This is a genomic window from Streptomyces sp. NPDC054863 (assembly GCF_053610825.1).
Map to the genome: position 1 here is coordinate 1 of NZ_JBSGZD010000180.1, position 16,260 is coordinate 16,260.

Annotated in this window: 13 protein-coding genes and 1 pseudogene; 4 read left to right on the forward strand and 10 right to left on the reverse strand. The window is 71.4% G+C overall.

Translation table 11 applies throughout. From position 1 onward, the window contains the following. Positions 1 to 35: 35 nt before the first annotated feature. The 3 genes from ACWGIG_RS26265 to ACWGIG_RS26275 all read right to left on the reverse strand — a co-directional run bounded on the left by ACWGIG_RS26265 (position 36) and on the right by ACWGIG_RS26275 (position 3,813). A complete protein-coding gene (locus ACWGIG_RS26265; RefSeq protein ID WP_069572018.1) occupies positions 36 to 239 on the reverse strand; it encodes a cold-shock protein in 204 nt (67 codons plus the stop codon). 172 nt (positions 240 to 411) lie between these two features. After that, the gene (locus ACWGIG_RS26270; protein ID WP_453324136.1) at positions 412 to 1,389 is read right to left on the reverse strand and encodes a GlxA family transcriptional regulator; all 978 of its coding nucleotides are present in this window, start codon (positions 1,387 to 1,389) and stop codon (positions 412 to 414) included. Positions 1,390 to 1,536: 147 nt separating this feature from the next. Then, positions 1,537 to 3,813, reverse strand: coding sequence for an ATP-binding cassette domain-containing protein (locus tag ACWGIG_RS26275; RefSeq protein WP_453324145.1), 2,277 nt, complete (start codon positions 3,811 to 3,813; stop codon positions 1,537 to 1,539). A 189-nt stretch (positions 3,814 to 4,002) separates the two neighbouring features. On the opposite strand from ACWGIG_RS26275, the gene ACWGIG_RS26280 reads away from it, so the two are divergent. Next, complete coding sequence (locus ACWGIG_RS26280; protein WP_453324137.1) at positions 4,003 to 4,590, forward strand: cysteine hydrolase family protein; 588 nt, start codon at positions 4,003 to 4,005, stop codon at positions 4,588 to 4,590. Between the two features lie 29 nt (positions 4,591 to 4,619). Here the strand turns inward: ACWGIG_RS26280 and ACWGIG_RS26285 are convergent, their stop codons facing one another. The 5 genes from ACWGIG_RS26285 to ACWGIG_RS26305 all read right to left on the reverse strand — a co-directional run bounded on the left by ACWGIG_RS26285 (position 4,620) and on the right by ACWGIG_RS26305 (position 9,558). After that, entirely contained in the window at positions 4,620 to 5,882 is a 1,263-nt protein-coding gene (locus ACWGIG_RS26285; RefSeq protein WP_453324138.1) for an ABC transporter substrate-binding protein, read from the reverse strand. Next, positions 5,879 to 6,967, reverse strand: coding sequence for a branched-chain amino acid ABC transporter permease (locus ACWGIG_RS26290; RefSeq protein ID WP_453324146.1), 1,089 nt, complete (start codon positions 6,965 to 6,967; stop codon positions 5,879 to 5,881). Before ACWGIG_RS26290 ends, ACWGIG_RS26285 begins: the two co-directional genes overlap by 4 nt. 109 nt (positions 6,968 to 7,076) lie before the next feature. Continuing rightward, positions 7,077 to 7,967: a branched-chain amino acid ABC transporter permease gene (locus ACWGIG_RS26295; RefSeq protein WP_453324139.1), complete on the reverse strand. Its 891-nt coding sequence runs from the start codon at positions 7,965 to 7,967 to the stop codon at positions 7,077 to 7,079. Continuing rightward, positions 7,964 to 8,737: an ABC transporter ATP-binding protein gene (locus ACWGIG_RS26300; RefSeq protein ID WP_453324140.1), complete on the reverse strand. Its 774-nt coding sequence runs from the start codon at positions 8,735 to 8,737 to the stop codon at positions 7,964 to 7,966. Before ACWGIG_RS26300 ends, ACWGIG_RS26295 begins: the two co-directional genes overlap by 4 nt. Then, on the reverse strand, positions 8,734 to 9,558 hold the full coding sequence (locus ACWGIG_RS26305; protein WP_453324141.1) for an ABC transporter ATP-binding protein: 825 nt from the start codon (positions 9,556 to 9,558) through the stop codon (positions 8,734 to 8,736). The genes ACWGIG_RS26300 and ACWGIG_RS26305 overlap by 4 nt, the downstream gene beginning before the upstream one ends. A gap of 175 nt (positions 9,559 to 9,733) precedes the next feature. On the opposite strand from ACWGIG_RS26305, the gene ACWGIG_RS26310 reads away from it, so the two are divergent. Further along, positions 9,734 to 10,954 (forward strand): PucR family transcriptional regulator, encoded by a 1,221-nt coding sequence (locus ACWGIG_RS26310; protein ID WP_453324142.1) that lies wholly within the window; start codon positions 9,734 to 9,736, stop codon positions 10,952 to 10,954. Positions 10,955 to 11,210: 256 nt separating this feature from the next. On the opposite strand, the gene ACWGIG_RS26315 is transcribed toward ACWGIG_RS26310, so the two are convergent. Next, a complete protein-coding gene (locus tag ACWGIG_RS26315; RefSeq protein WP_453324147.1) occupies positions 11,211 to 12,347 on the reverse strand; it encodes a glycerate kinase family protein in 1,137 nt (378 codons plus the stop codon). Between the two features lie 278 nt (positions 12,348 to 12,625). On the opposite strand from ACWGIG_RS26315, the gene ACWGIG_RS26320 reads away from it, so the two are divergent. After that, the gene (locus tag ACWGIG_RS26320) at positions 12,626 to 14,326 is read left to right on the forward strand and encodes a BCCT family transporter (RefSeq protein WP_453324143.1); all 1,701 of its coding nucleotides are present in this window, start codon (positions 12,626 to 12,628) and stop codon (positions 14,324 to 14,326) included. 79 nt (positions 14,327 to 14,405) lie between these two features. Here the strand turns inward: ACWGIG_RS26320 and ACWGIG_RS26325 are convergent, their stop codons facing one another. Further along, the gene (locus ACWGIG_RS26325) at positions 14,406 to 15,590 is read right to left on the reverse strand and encodes an SUKH-4 family immunity protein (protein ID WP_453324144.1); all 1,185 of its coding nucleotides are present in this window, start codon (positions 15,588 to 15,590) and stop codon (positions 14,406 to 14,408) included. Between the two features lie 75 nt (positions 15,591 to 15,665). Here ACWGIG_RS26325 and ACWGIG_RS26330 point away from each other — a divergent pair. Next, a pseudogene (locus ACWGIG_RS26330) lies at positions 15,666 to 16,154 on the forward strand (NUDIX domain-containing protein); the annotation flags it as partial. Positions 16,155 to 16,260: the final 106 nt, after the last annotated feature.

A 16,260-nucleotide genomic window follows, 5' to 3' on the forward strand; every position in this document is an offset into this window, starting at 1 on the left:
GTGCGGGCCCCAGCTGCTGTACTGCATGCCTGGGATTAGGCGGGGGTGATGTTCTCCGCCTGCGGGCCCTTCTGGCCCTGCGTGACGTCGAAGTTCACCTTCTGGCCCTCCTGGAGCTCGCGGAAGCCCTGGGCGGCGATGTTCGAGTAGTGCGCGAAGACGTCAGCGCCGCCGCCGTCCTGCTCAATGAAGCCGAAGCCCTTTTCCGCGTTGAACCACTTAACGGTGCCAGTAGCCATGTTCAAACTCTCCTTGGAAACCACAACTGCAACTGCAAACCACAACTGCAGATGAGAAGGACACTAGCACGAAAACAGCAATCGGTCTCCTGCAAGATTTTTCCGCGTCGGCCCGCTCCGGAAATTCTCCCCGTCCCAGGACAGTTTTTCCTGTAGCGGCAGGGACAGATATTCACCCGCGGCGGTCGGCGAAGGAGGCGCGGTAGGCGCGGGGGCTGGTCGCGAGGCGATTGGCGAAGTGCTGGCGCATGGTGATCTCGCTGCCGAAACCGGTGCGCCTGGCGACCTCGGGCATCGACAGGTCGGTGTGTTCCAGCAGCTTCTGCGCGGCGGCCACCCGCTGGTCGAGGAGCCAGCGCAGGGGCGTGACGCCGGTCGCCTCGGTGAAGTGGCGGGAGAAGGTGCGTACGGACATGCCCGCGTGGGCGGCGAGTCGGCTGACCGTCAGCGGTTCGTGGAGATTGCGGATCGCGTACGCGCGTACCGAGGCGAGGGCGTCGGCGGACCGGTCGGTGCGCGGGGTGGGGTGCTCGATGAACTGCGCCTGGGTACCGGTCCTGAACGGCGCGGTGACCATGGAGCGGGCGATCGTGGCTGCCACCTCCGCCCCGTGGGCGGTGCGGACCAGGTGCAGACAGAGGTCGATGCCGGCGGCGGTTCCGGCGGCGGTCCAGATGCCGCGGTCCTCGATGAAGAGCGCGTCCGGCTCGACGGTGACGCGGGGGTGGTGCGTACGGAGCAGCTCGACGAGGTTCCAGTGCGTGGTCGCGCGGCGTCCGTCGAGGAGCCCTGCCTGCGCGAGCGTGAAGGCGCCGCCGCAGAGGGAGGCGATGGGGGTGCCGCGCGCGTGGGCCCTGCGGAGCGCTTCGAGGACCGGGGCCGGGGCGGGGGTGAGGTGGTCGTCCAGGCCCGGCACGAGGACCAGGTCGGCGCGGGGCAGCCAGGCGAGGGTGCGGTCGGGGGTGAGGGTGAGGCCGCCGCGCAGCGGGATGGGGTGCGGGGTGGCGGCGGCCCGGCGCAGGTCGAAGGCGGGGACGCCGCGATCGGTGCGGTCGGTGCCCCAGACCTCGGTGACGACGGAGAGGTCGAAGGGGCGGATGCCGGGGAAGGTGAGGAGCGCTACGCGGTGGGGGCGGGTAGGGGTGGCCACGGGGGCAGTAAACCATCGGTCGATGGTTTACCGCCCCCGTCGGGGCGGGCTCGCCAGGAGTGAGGCAGGGCCTTCAGGGGCGGGCGGTGGGTGGTGCGGCCCGTCTGCGGCGCAGTCCCCTACCCGCCCCTCCCCGCCGCTTCGCCCTTACACGCCGGACGGGCTGAGGTTGCAGTACTCCCGCAGATGCTGCGCCGTCAGTGTGTCGCCCTTGGTGACCAGCTCCTCCGGTGTGCCGGTGAAGACGATCCGGCCGCCGTCGTGGCCGCCGCCGGGGCCCAGATCGATCAGCCAGTCCGCGTGGGCCATCACCGCCTGGTGGTGCTCGATCACGATCACCGTGTTGCCGTCGTCGACGAGCCGGTCGAGCAGGGCGAGGAGCTGGTCGACGTCGGCCATGTGCAGGCCGGTCGTCGGCTCGTCCAGAACGTAGGTCGCCGCCTTCTCCGCCATGTGGATCGCCAGCTTGAGCCGCTGCCGCTCACCGCCGGAGAGCGTGTTGAGGGGCTGGCCGAGGCGCAGATAGCCGAGGCCCACGTCGGTGAGCCGGGTCAGCAGGGCCCGGGCCTGGCCGCCCGCGGCGCCGCCCACCGCCTTGCCGTCCGCGAAGAAGTCGTACGCCTCGGCGACCGACATCCCCAGCACCTCGCTGATGTTCTTGCCGTTCAGCGTGTAGGCGAGGACCTCCGCCGTGAAGCGCTTCCCCGAGCAGACCTCGCACACCGAGGCCACCCCGGCCATCATCGCGAGGTCGGTGTAGACGAGACCGATGCCGTTGCAGTTCGGGCAGGCGCCTTCGGAGTTGGCGCTGAAGAGTGCCGCCTTCACACCGTTGACCTTGGCGAAGGCGTTGCGGATGGGGGTGAGGAGGCCGGTGTACGTGGCGGGGTTGGAACGGCGCGAACCGCGGATCGGCGACTGGTCGGCGACCACGACGCCCTCGCGGCCAGGCAGGTTCCCGTGGATGAGTGAGCTCTTCCCGGAACCGGCGACGCCGGTGACGACCGTCAGCACTCCGGTCGGGATGTCGACGCTCACGTTCTGAAGGTTGTGCTGGGTGGCGTCCTGGATGGAGATCAGGCCGGTCGGCCTGCGTACCTCGGTGCGCAGTTCGGCGCGGTGCGAGAGGTGCCGTCCGGTGAGGGTCCCGGAGGCCTTCAGCCCTTCCACGTCGCCGCTGTAGCAGAGCTCGCCGCCGGCCGTACCCGCGCCGGGGCCGAGGTCGACGACGTGGTCGGCGATACGGATGACCTCGGGCTTGTGCTCGACGACGAGGACCGTGTTGCCCTTGTCGCGCAGCCGCAGCAGCAGGTCGTTCATCCGGCGGATGTCGTGCGGGTGCAGGCCCGTGGTCGGCTCGTCGAAGATGTAGGTGACGTCCGTGAGGGACGAGCCGAGGTGGCGGACCATCTTGACGCGCTGCGCCTCGCCGCCGGACAGCGTGCCGGCCGACCGGTCCAGGCTGAGGTAGCCGAGGCCGATCTCGACGAGGGAGCCGAGGAGGTCGCGCAGGTTCGCCAGGAGCGGGGCGACCTCGGGGGCGTCGAGGTTACCGACGAACTTCGCGAGGTCGTTGATCTGCATCGCCGAGCACTCCGCGATGTTCACCCCGTCGATCTTCGAGGCGAGGGCGGCCCGCGTCAGCCGCGTGCCCCCGCACTCGGGGCAGTCGGCGAAGACGACGGCCCGGTCGACGAAGGCCCGGATGTGCGACTGCATCGACTCACGGTCCTTGGCGAGCATGGTCCGCTGGACGCGTGCCGCCAGGCCCTCGTAGGTGAGGTTGCTCTTGCCGACCTTCACCTTCACGGACGGCTTGTGCAGGAGGTCGGCCCACTCCTGCTCGGTGTAGTCCTTCACCTTCTTGTCCGGGTCGAAGAAGCCGGAGCCGACGAAGATCCCCCACGGCCAGGAGTCCACCGCGTGGCCGGGCGCGGTGATCGCGCCCTCGTTGAGGGACTTCTCCCGGTCGACGAGCTGGTCCACGTCGATGTCGGAGACCTGTCCCATGCCCTCGCAGCGCGGGCACATCCCGTCGGGCAGGTTGAAGCTGAAGGCGCCGGCGCTGGGCAGGTTCGGCACGCCCAGCCTGCTGAAGATGATGCGCAGCATCGCGTACGCATCGGTGGCAGTGCCCACCGTGGAGCGGGAGTTGGCGCCCATTCGCTCCTGGTCGACGACGATCGCGGCGCTGAGGTTGTGCAGCCCGTCGACGTCCGGGCGGCCCAGGCTCGGCATGAAGGACTGCAGGAAGGCGGTGTACGTCTCGTTGATCAGCCGCTGCGACTCGGCGGCGACCGTGCCGAAGACCAGCGAGGACTTGCCGGAGCCCGAGACTCCGGTGAATACGGTGAGGCGGCGCTTGGGCAGGTCGACGGAGACGTCCCGCAGGTTGTTCTCACGGGCGCCGCGGACCTGGATCAGGCCGTGGCTGTCGGCGGGGTGCGCGGGCAGCCGTGCGGGCGGCTGCGTCTGCTGCGAAGGGACCGTTCTGGCGGATTCCGAAGGCATGCACCGACCCTACCGGCCGTCACTGACAACTGGCCGTTTCCCATCGATCGCCGACTTATTCCCCTATGGGAACTCAAGCGGTTCCGGATCAGGATCGTAGCCATGGACATCACGCAGAACACCGCACTCGTCGTGGTCGACGTACAACAGGGCTTCGAGGACTCCGACTTCTGGGGCCCCCGCAACAACCCGGCCGCCGACGACAACATCGCCGCCCTCCTCGACACCTGGCAGTCCACCGGCCGCCCGGTCGTCTTCGTACGGCACGACTCGGTGAAGCCCGGCTCGCCACTGCACCCGGACCACCCCGGCAACGTCCTCAAGCCGTACGTCGAAGAACGCCGCGGCAAGGGCCCGGGGCCCGAGCTCTTCCTCTCCAAGACCGTCAACTCCGCGTTCTACGGCGCCCCCGACCTCGACGCCTGGTTCAAGGCGGCGGGCATCACCCGGTTCGTGGTGGCCGGCATCCAGACCAACATGTGCGCCGAGACGACGGCCCGCATGGGCGGCAACCTCGGCTACGACGTCCTCTTCGCCCTCGACGCGACCTACACCTTCGACCAGGAGGGCCCCTTCGGCTGGACCCTGACCGCCGACGAGATCGCCCGGGCCACGGCCGTCACCCTGCACGGCGGCGGCTTCGCCACGGTGACGACCACGGCGGAGCTGGTGACGGCCGCGAAGGGTTGAGTGAGTGATGCTACTCAACTCACCTGCTGTCAGCCGAGTTCGAAGCCTTCCGCGGGCTTCGACGCCGTCGCGTCCTGGACGACCTTCAGGCCCCCGGGTGTCTTCGCGTCGGGCTGCGCGATGACGGACTGGCGGGTGGACGGGGCCATGGGGTCGGAGAAGTCGTGGGTCATGCCGAATCCGTTGTCGAAGGCCTTCATGGAGCGGACGGCCTTGGCCATGCCTTCGCGGGTGAGGTTCTTGTCGGCGCAGGCCCGCTTGAGGACCTCCTCGAAGATCTTGCCCGCCGAGTAGCCCGCGGCGACGCCGTTGTCGAGGCTGTCCTCGGGGTACTCGGCCTTGTACGCCTTGGCGAGGGCGGCGGGGCCGGGTTCCGTGGAGCCGATGGGGAGGGTGGAGGCGGCCACGTAGTAGTTCTTCTGGAGGGCGGGGCCCGCCGGGGTGGCGAGGAGCTGTGGTGCGAAGGCGGAGTTGTTGCCGATGATCGGGACGGCGAAGCGGCCGGCTGCGGCGACGCCGACCAGGGAGGCCGCCTGACGCGGGCCCGCGCTGATGACGATGGCCTTCACGCCCGCCTTCTTGAGGGTGGTGACCTGTGCGGACATGTCGTTGTCGGTCGGCTTGATCTTCTGCTCGACGATCGTCAATCCGGCTTGTTCCGCCGCGTACTTGGAGCCCTGGAGGGCGTTCTCCCCGTAGTCGCCCTCGAAGTGGACGTGGCCGATCCTGTCGCCCTTCGCGATGAGCTTCCGAGTCAGGAGGAAGTCGATCGCGTTGATCGTCTCGATGTCGTAGGTGGCGCCGACGACGCGGACGTACGAGCTGCCGAGCAGGGAGGCCGACCAGGCCTGCGGGAGGATCAGGCCCTTGTCCTGGGTCTCGACGCGCTTCTTGACGGCGGCCACGAACGGGGAGCCGATGAACTGGACGTACGCGGCGACCTTGGGTTCGAGCTCGGTGTAGGCCGAGACCGCCTTCTGCGGATCGTAACCGTGGTCGCGGACGGTGAGTTCGACCTTCCGGCCGCAGACGCCGCCCGCCGCGTTGAGCTGCTTGGCCCAGAGCTGCTGGGACTGGGTGACGCTCTTGCCGAGGGAGGCGTACACACCGGTCAGGTCGGTGAGGACGCCGAGGGGGATGACCTTGTCGGTGATGCCGTCGCCGGCCTTGACGCCCTGGGAGTCCTCCTTGCCCGCGCTGCCGGTACCGGCCTTGCTGCTGCATCCGGTCGCGACGAGGGCGAGCGTGAGGAGGGCTGCCGCCGCAGCGGTGGTGAACCTTCGATCCGTCATGTGCTTCCCCTTCGAAGACGGAGGCGGGAGAGGCCGCCCGGCAGGAACAGGACCACGACGACGACCGCCGCGCCGTACAGATAGCGGGCCGCCTCGCCCGGCGCGATGCCGCCGGCGCCGGTTCCGGGAGCGGTGACCAGCGGCAGCGAGTCGCTGTAGCGGGTGAGGAGTTGGGGCAGCAGCGACACGAAAGCGGCGCCGATCACCGCGCCGCGCACCGAGCCGAGACCACCGATGACGATCATCGCCAGGAATTCGAGGGACAGCGTCATGCCGAAGTAGTCGGGGACGGTCCGCTGGAAGACGAGGGCGAACAGGACTCCGGCGAGGCCCGCGTACATCGAGGACAGCACGAAGACAGACGCCCGGTAGCGGGCCACCGGTACGCCCATCACGCCCGCCGCGATGCGGTGGTCGCGAATCGCGTTCATCGCCAGGCCCGGCCGCCCGCGCAGGACTCCGCGGGCGAAGAGCGCGCAGAGGAGGAGGGCGAGCAGGGCCGCGTACCAGAGCTTCTCCGCGGACTCGAAGGGGACGCCCGCGAGGACGGTCTGCGAGTCGTCGAAGTCGATGCCGAGGAGCGAAAGAGGCGGTACGGAACGGCCGTTGGAGCCGCCGGTGAGGTCCCGGGCGTTGAAGAGGACGTGCTGCCCGATGAAGATCAGGGCGAGCGTCGCGATGCCGAGGTAGGCGCCGCGCAGGCGTCCGGCGATGGGGCTGAAGAGTCCGCCCGCGATCCCGGAGACACCGGTCGCGAGGAGGACGGCGAGCCAGCTGGGCAGCCCGAGGCCGGAGAGCCGGTGGCCGTTCTCGACGAGGGGGTCGGCGGCGAACACGCAGTAGCTGTACGCGCCGACGGCGAGGAAGAAGGCGTGCCCCATGGAGAGTTGGCCGGTCGAGCCGGTGAGGAGGCCCAGGCCGATGGCGGCGATGGCGGCGGCCATGGCGAAGAGCCCGGCCTGGAGCCAGAAGCGGTCGACGTAGAAGGGCAGCGCGAGGAGGACGAGCGCGAGAGCGGTCCAGAGGTACGTACGGATGTCGCGCAGGGCCCTGGTAAGGAAGTCGCGCAGGGCTTGCGTACCGATGTCGCGCAGGGCTTGCGTACGGGTGGGGCGGGCCGTCGCCGCCTCGGTGCCGGCGGTGGTGCGGCCGGGCTCCGGCGTGTCCGTCGTCCGCCGCCCCGGGGGCGTGGTGTCAGACACGGGCCCGCTCCTTCGTGCCGAAGAGGCCCGCCGGGCGGATCAGCAGGACCACCACCATCACCAGATAGGGGGCGAGGTCGCCGGTGTCGCCGCCGAGGAAGGAGAGGTTGCTCTCGTAGCCGGTGGCGAGGGATTCGACGACGCCGACGATCAGGCCGCCGGCCAGGGCGCCCGTCGTGGAGTCCAGGCCGCCGAGTATGGCTGCCGGGAAGGCCTTCATCGCGGCCAGGGAGGTGGTCCGTTCGAGGCCGGGGGTCGGGAAGACGGTCAGGAAGAGCGCGGCGACGGCGGCGAGTGCCCCGGCGACCGCCCAGGCGGAGAGCGAGACCCGGCCGAGGCGCACCCCCATCAGGGCCGCCGTCTGCGGGTTCTCCGCCGCGGCGCGCATGGCGACGCCCCACGAGGTGTACCGGAAGGCGAGCAGGAACGCGGCGATGAGGACGGCCGCGGCGAGGAGCGCCGCGATCCGGGTCTGGGCCATGGTGACGGAGCCGACGGTCACCACCTGGTCGCCCCAGGGGTCGCCCGGTGACAGGACGCGGGTGCCGATGCGCCGGGTCAGCTCGGTGACCAGGAGGATGTCGACGCCGATCGTGACGATCGCGAGGACGCTGTGGTCACTGCCCCGGTAGCGCCGCATGACGAGGAATTCCACCGCCGCACCGACCACCGCTGCGCCCGCGATGCCGGCCGCGAGGGCGAGCCAGAAGCCGAGGTCGTCGTGGAGGACGGCGGTGAGGTAGCCGCCTGCCAGGAGGAGCGAGGCGTGGGCGAAGTTCACGACCTCGGTCGCCTTGAAGATGACGACGAAACCGAGGGCGATGAGTGCGTAGACGGCGCCCATGGAGAGGCCGCCGAGGAGGAGTTCGACGAGGGTCGTCATGGGGTGGGCGCCCCCAAGTACGCCTGGACGACGGCCGGATCGGACTGCACCTGGGCGGGCGGACCGTCCGCGATGCGCCGTCCGAAGTCGAGTACGGTCACCGCGTCCGCGAGCCGCATCACCACCCCCATGTCGTGTTCGACGAGCACGATCGAGATACCGAGGCTGTCCCGTACGCCCGCGACGACGGCCGCGGTGGCGCGCCGTTCGTCGGCGGTCATGCCCGCGACGGGTTCGTCCAGCAGGAGCAGTCGCGGTTCCATGCACAGGGCGCGGGCCAGCTCGACGAGCTTCTGTTTTCCGTACGGGAGGGCCCCGGCGGGCCGGTCGAGATCGTCGGCGAGACCGACGAAGTCCGCGATCTCCCTCACCCGGTCCAGGTGTTGACGCGCCTCGCGGGCGGCGGACGGCAGCCGAAGCCCTGCCGCGACGAACCCGGTGCGGGTCAGCCGGTGGCGACCCAGCATGAGGCTGTCGGCGACGGTGGCGTGCGGCGGGACGGCCAGGTTCTGGAAGGTGCGGGCGATACCGAGCGCGGCGATGCGGTGCGGGGCGAGGCCGGTGAGTTCGGCGGAGCCGAAGCGGACGCTGCCCGAGGTGGCTCGGTAGACGCCGGACAGGACGTTGAAGCAGGTTGACTTTCCTGCCCCGTTGGGGCCGATGACGGCGTGCACGCTGCCTGGTTCGACGGTGAAGGAGACGGCGTCCAGCGCGGTCAGTCCGGCGAACTTCACTGTCACATCGGTGACTTGGAGCGTGGCGGCGGTCATTCCCGCCACCTGCTGAGCGTCGGCGCCGCCGTCTCGGCGCTGCCCGCGTCCTCGGCCGCCGCCTCGTCGACGACGCCGAGGTAGCGGCGGCGCACCTCGTCGGAGGCGGCGAGTTCGGCGGCCGGACCGTGCAGGGCGACCTCGCCGACATCGAGTACGTACGCCGTGGTGGCGAGCCGCAGGGCGAGGGCCGCGTTCTGCTCGACGAGCAGGACCGAGGTGCCGGTGGCGTTGATCTGCCGGACGGTCTCGGCGATGCGGGCGGCCATCAGCGGAGCGAGCCCGAGGGACGGCTCGTCGAGGAGGAGGAGCCGGGGGTGAGCCATCAACGCCCGCCCCAGCGCCAGCATCTGCTGCTCTCCGCCGGAGAGGAGACCGGCGCGCTGGCGGGCGCGGTCGGCGAGGACGGGGAAGAGTTCGTGGACGCGGGCGAGGGCTTCCCGTACGGCGCCGCGTCCGCCGGGGGCGCCGAGTGCGCCCGCGCGGAGGTTGTCCGCGACCGTCATGCGGGCGAACACCTGCCGCCCTTCCGGGACTTGGACGATGCCCGAGGCGACGACCCGGGCGGCACTCGCACCGCGCAGATCGCGTCCGCCGTACGCGACCGTGCCTGCGGAGACCGCACCCCTGTGGTAGCGGAGCGTGCGCGAAATCGCCCTCAGGAGGGTCGACTTGCCCGCGCCGTTGCCACCGAGCACGGCAACCACCGCACCGGCAGGGACGTCGAGCGTCACCCCGCGCAGGGCGCGCACCGGTCCGTACCCGACGGAGAGGGAGCGTACTTCCAGGGCGCCTGGCTGCACGGGAACACGTCCTTCCACCTCGCGGACTCCTTCTCTGCGGACCCCTGTAGGCCCACAGACCAACAGCCGACACGTGTAACCGTCCAGGGGGTATGGGTGAATCGCTGCGGATGACCAGCGGCCGGAGGCGGCCGTTGTGCTCACGCACAAGGGGACTGTCCACCGGGCCGCAGCGGTGGCATCCTCACCGGTCATGAGTGGCCGCAGAGCACGCACGGATCGTGAACGGTCGGTGCTGGAGAGCGCGTCGGAGGTGCTCATCGGGCGGGTCGGGCACCTCACCGACCTGCTCATCGGCGAACTCCGGGCGCACTCGCCGCAATACGACATCGCCGTACCGGCAGACGAACACTGGCAGCAGATCAACGAGGCGCTGCGGTACGGCATCGAGGTGATTCCGGCCCCCCGGTCCGCGCCCCGGCGCGACCTCGAATTCGCCGAGAAGCTCGGCAGGCGGCGGGCGGAGCAGGGCCTCTCGCTGGACCTGCTGCTGCACGCGTACCGCAAGGCCGGCTATCTCGTCTGGGACGAACTCCTCGACGCCGTCACGGCGAGGGACCCGGAGGCGCTGCCCGTACTCGTACACACGGCGGCGCAGATGTGGGCGGCGGTGGACAGGCAGGCCGCCACGGTCGCCGAGGCGTATCGGAGCACGGAGGAGGACATGCAGCGGCGCAGCAACGAACGCGTGCAGGCGCTGCTCGACGCCCTGCTGGAGGGCCAGACGTCCGCGGCACTCGTCGCGGGCGCGGCTGCGGGCCTCGACCTGCCCGAACAGGGCCGGTACGCGGTGGTCGTGCTGCGGGTCGAACGGCGCGAAGGCCGCGAGCAGTTCCACCGGGTGACGGCGGCGGCCGGGCTGCGCTTCTTCTGGCGGATGCGCACGGACTGCGAGGTGGCGGTGGTGGCGCTGGGCCCCGACACCGGGCTCACGGAACTGTCGGCGGAGCTGGAGCGGCGGTGTGCGGGGCCTGGCGGGGTGAGCCCGGTGGTGGCGGGGCTGGCCGAGCTGGGGCTGGCCAGGCGGCTGGCGGAGACGGCGCTGCGGACGTGTGCGGTGACGGATGCGGCGGGCGGGGCGGGCGGGCCCGGGATCGTGCGGCTGGACGAGCGGCTGCCGGCCGCGCTGGTGGTCAGCCAGCCGGAGCTGGCGGCTCGGCTGGTGGCGGAGGTCTTCGGCCCGCTGCTCGCACTCGACCCGGGCGACCGGGCGGTGCTCCTGGAGACGCTGGACGCGTGGCTGGGGGCGCAGGGATCGGCGGGGCGGGCGGCGACGCGGCTCTACTGCCACCGGAACACGGTGTTCAACCGGCTGCGGCGGCTGGAGCAGTTGACCTCGCGGTCCTTGTCCCGGCCGCGGGACTTGACGGAGATGACGTTGGCCCTGGATGCGTTTCGGTTGTCGGCGACATGAGGGGACGGGATGGGGCGGTGGCGGGCGCGTGCGGTCGAGGGGCGGGGCTCCGCGTGGGGGCCGCCCCCTTGCCCACCCGTCCCGCCCCCCGGGGGGGGCGGCCCCGCTGCCCAAGGAGGCGGCGGGCGGCATCGGGCGGCTAGGGGCCGGCAGTTAGGGGCGCGGGGAACTGCGCGACCAGCCACGACGCACCCGCACGACGACCACCCGCCGCCCCGCGCCCAGCGACCCGCGCCGAGCGCCCCGCCCCCACCCGCTACCGCAGGAAGTCGTGGCCGATCTGCTCCGCCACCCGTTCCAGGAGCGGGCCTGCCTCGGCCATGCTCCGCCGGGGATCCGGTTCCAGGGCGCTCAGGGCATACGCCCTGCGGATACCTGCCCGGCCCAGCGCCTCGGCGGGGAGTGCGAGCCGGCCGCACACCGCGACGACCTCCACCCCACGCGCCCGCGCCGCCGCCGCGACCCCCGCGGGGGCCTTGCCGTGCAGGGTCTGCTCGTCGAGGGAGCCCTCGCCCGTGATGACGAGCGTGGCCCGCTCCAGGGCCGGGGCGAAGCCCAGTACGTCGAGCATGACCTCGATGCCGGGCCGGAAGCGCGCGCCGAGCGCCGCCAGCGCCCCGTAACCGATGCCGCCCGCGGCCCCCGCGCCCGGGGTGTCGGCCAGTCCGGTGCGGCCCGAGGCGGGGTCGAGGACGGACGCGTAATGCGCCAGCGCCGCGTCCAGCGTCGCCACGTCCTCCTCGGAGGCCCCCTTCTGCGGTCCGTACACCGCCGGTGCGCCGACGGGCCCGGTCAGCGGGTTGTCGACGTCGCTGGCCAGGATCAGATCGACGCCGCCCCCGCCCGCCGCCGCGAACCGCGGGTCAAGACCCGACAGGTCCGCCGTCGCGAGGTCGCGCAGCCCTCCGCCGCCCGGACCGACCGGCTTGCCGTCCGCGTCCAGGAAGCGTGCGCCGAGCGCGGCAAGCATGCCGGCCCCGCCGTCCGTGGTCGCGCTGCCGCCGACGCCGAAGACGATCGTCTTCGCGCCCGCGTCGAGCGCGGCCCGCAGCAGCTCGCCCGAGCCGTACGTGGTCGAGGTGAGCGGCTCGAAGACGCCGGGCGGCAGGTGCTGGAGGCCGGAGGCCTCCGCCATCTCCACCACGGCCGTGCCGTCCGCCTCGCGGAAGGCGTAGGCGGCGGTCAGCCCTTCGCCGCGCGGGCCCGTGACCCGCACCTCCCGGCGTTCGAAGCCCGCGGCGACCGCCGCGGCCACCGTGCCGTCGCCGCCGTCGGCGACCGGCAGGGACTCGACCGCCACGCCCGGGACCGCCCTGCGCAGCCCGGCCGTCACCCGCTCGGCGACCTGTACCGCCGTGAGCGAGCCCTTGAACTTGTCGGCCGCGACGAGCACATGCACCCCGCCGCCTCCCGTACCGCTTCCGGCACTGCTTGCCGTACGGCTTCCCGTACCGCTCGCCGTGCCACTTGCCGTTCCGTGTACTGCTCCGTCCGTCACCTTGCATCCCTTGCTTTCGAACAGGCAGTCGCGCCGCCCCGACCATAACCGCCGACCCCGCCCCCTGCCACGACCCGTCTCGCCCGCCGGGCCCCACCGGGGCCGGACCGTGCCCCTCCTGACGGCGCGCCAACCCCCCATACCATGACATTCCGCACCATAAGGTGTGCGGCATGAGTACGGAATCCCTCGATCCACCCCAGCCGCCCCCCGAGCCCGGATCCGCCCCGGGCAACCCGCTGCACGACGGCAGGCCCGATGTCACCGTCATCGTCATCGGCGTGCTCGCCGTGGCGGCGGTCGTCGCCTGGGCGGCGATCGGCAAGGACTCGTTCGAGAGCGCGTCGTCCTCGGCCCTCGCCTGGGTCCTCAACAACTTCGCCTGGCTGTTCGTCATCGCGGCCGACGTGTTCCTGCTGATGTGTCTGTGCATCGCGCTGAGCAGGTTCGGCCGGATCCGGCTCGGCAAGGACGGATCGGAGCCGGAGTTCACCAATCTGGCCTGGATCGCGATGATGTTCAGCGCGGGCATGGGCATCGGCCTGATGTTCTACGGGGTCGGCGAGCCGCTCCAGCACTACCTCACCCCGCCGCCGGGCAGCGGGGCCGAGGCCGGGACCGGTGGCGCCGCCCGGGCCGCCCTCCAGTACTCCTTCTTCCACTGGACGCTCGGGCCTTGGGCGATCTACGGCATCGCCGGTCTCGCCCTCGCGTACGCGACGTTCCGCAAGGGACGGGGCAACCGGATGAGCTCCGCCTTCGTGCCGCTGCTCGGCGAGAAGCGCGCCGAGGGCTGGCAGGGCAAGCTGATCGACCTGCTCGCCGTCTTCGCGACCGTGTTCGGCACCGCGACCAGCCTGGGCCTGGGCGCCCTCCAGGTCTCCAAGGGCCTGAACATCGTCACCGGTATCGAGGACAGCCAGGGCGTCGAGCTGATCATCATCGCCTCGCTGTCGGCGGCGTTCGTCCTGTCCGCCTTCTCCGGCCTGCACAAGGGCGTGAAGTGGCTGAGCACGGTGAACATCGTGCTGGCCGCCCTGCTGATGCTGTTCGTGTTCGTCCTCGGCCCGACCGTCTACATCCTGGACGCGATTCCGGCGTCCATCGGCGGCTACCTCGACCAGCTGATCCCGATGGCGACCCGCACGGGTGCGTTCGGCGACAGCGAGTGGCTGGGCAAGTGGACGATCTTCTACTGGGCGTGGTGGCTGTCCTGGGCGCCGTTCGTCGGCACGTTCATCGCCCGGATCTCGCGCGGCCGTACGATCCGTGAGTTCCTGATCGGCGTGCTCCTGGTGCCCAGCGGGGCCACGGTGGTGTGGTTCTGCGTGATGGGCGGTTCCGCGATCCGGCTGGACCAGACGGGAGCCGCCGACATGGCGGGCTCGTTGCAGGACGGTGTCGAGGCCTCGCTCTTCACCATGCTGGACGCGCTGCCGATCGGCACGGTCACCTCCTGCATCGCGATGCTCCTCGTCATGACGTACTTCGTGACGAGCGCCGACTCGGCGTCGCTGGTGATGGGTTCGCTCACCGCCCGGGGCGCGCTGCACCCGCCGACCTGGCTGGTGGTGCTGTGGGGCGTGCTGATGGCTGCGGTCGCGGCCGGTCTGCTGGTCGCGGGCGGCCTGAACTCCCTCCAGACCGCGACGATCCTCGTCGCGCTCCCCTTCGTGCTGGTCATGCTCGGCCTGTGCTGGGCGCTCATCAAGGAGCTGCGCGAGGACCCGGGCGCGGGTCCGGCCCGCCACCAGGCCCTGCACGGACTGCGGGACGCGGTACGGGCGATGGTCGGCGACGCGATCACCGAGCACGGCCCCGACCGGCGGCACCCGAGGCTGCGGCGCGCGGCCAAGTCCCGTACGGACGAGTGAGATTCACTACGCAGCGGGAGGGGCGCGGGCATCAACTGCCGCGCCCCTCCCGTGTGTTCAGCGCAACACTTCCCCGCTCTCAGTGCGCCGACGGACTGACCGACTCGTCGCCCAGGAACACCGGCCAGTACCCCTCCTCGCCCCCGGAGGCCACGCACGCCCGGGAGTCGACCGAGGCGAACGTGTCGAGGACCGTCGCGGTCAGCATGCTGTACGACCCGCCGAGCCGGTGCTCCCCGGAGAGCCGCACCACCTGTTCCCGCAGCCACACGGTGAAGTTGTACGCCGAGACGTCGACGTTCATCGGGGCCTCGACGCCGTCGGGCATGAACCGCTCGTACACCCTGCCCGTCGCCCCATCGAGCAGCATCGCGCCGTCGTCGCCGAGCACGGCCAGCCGGATCAGGTGCTCCGCGCCGGGCGGGCGCGGGTAGTCGTCCCCTTCGGTGACGTAGCCGTAGTCGTTGTCGTAGGGAGGGACCGGGTCGTCGACCGCGTGGTCGTACAGCTCGGCGAGGGTCGGCAGCGGGCCTTCGTCCAGCGTGATGAACGCACTGCCGCCGTCCGCGAGTCCGGTCTCCCGCAGATACCGCCGGGTGGCGGCGTGCGTGAGCGCGGCGGGCAGGTCCGCCTCGTCGAAGGGTGCGAGGTGCTGGTAGCGGCCGGTCAGCGAGGCCCCGAGGACGTCGGCGCGCAGGTCGACGGCGAGCCCGTCGGGGCCGGGACCCGCGATCCAGGCGAGCGGCCGGATCGTCATGGCCGCGCGCCAGTACGGGGAGATGTCCTCGGCGGTGTCGAGCAGCGCGGGGTCGGTGTCGCCGACGAGTTCCAGCATGGCACGCTGCAGCCCGGCGACCACGCGGGGGCCGCACTCGATGTCGCGGCGGGCGTACCGGCCCTCGTTCGGGTCGAGGAGGGCGACGAGCTCGCAGAGGTGGACGAGGGAGGAGAGGTCGGAGGCGAGGAGCTGCTGCTCGCGGCCGTGCCGGACGTACACCCGGCCGGTCCGGCAGTCCAGCAGGATGCGGTACACGGACGGCATGAAGGTGAACACCCCGATCTCCAACATCCCCTCCTCCAGCCGCAGTTCGCCCCCCAGATCGAACCGCATCAGCGGCGCCTCGCACGGCAGCCCGACCTCCGTGAGGAAGGCGCGGGTCTCGCCCGACGGGCTGTGCCCGGGAAGGGACTCCTCGGTCGCGAGGGTCACCCCCGCCGCAGCCGGCGCCCCGCCCAGTCGCTCCCGCCCGAAGTCCACCCGCATGCGCGTTCCCCTCCCGCCCACCGCCCCGCCGGTGTGATCGCGTGCGAGCGTACCCAACACACCTACGCTGGAAGGGTGACCCAGGATCCGCAGGACTACGCCACGTACATCGCCTCACTCCCCCGCATCCTCGCCGCAGCCGCCGTCCTCTGCCGTGACGAGGAGGGCCGCGTCCTGCTCGTCGAGCCGAACTACCGCAAGGGCTGGGCACTGCCCGGCGGCACGGTCGAGGCCGACGCGGGCGAGACCCCGCGCCGGGCCGCACACCGCGAAGCCCTCGAAGAGGTCGGCCTGGACATCGAGTTGGGCCGACTGCTCGTCATCGACTGGGTCCAGGCCGACAACCGGCCGCCGATCGCCGCGTACCTGTACGACGGCGGGATCCTGGGCGCGGAGCAGCTGGCCTCGATCCGGCTCCAGGAGGACGAACTGCTGTCGTGGCGGCTGGTCCCGGTGGACGAGGTGGAGACGTACGCGCTGGGCTCCCTCCCCGGCCGGATCCTCGCCGCCCTGGCCGCACTGGCGGACGGAGCGGGAGCGGTGGAACTGGAAAACGGCCGCCGGGCCGGATCCAGCCCCCCCATTACCGTTTTCGTTGGCTCCGCAACGGAGCTTCCGGCCTCCGGGACCGGCATGACTTCCCCCCCTTGTTGACCATGATCCGGGGGGT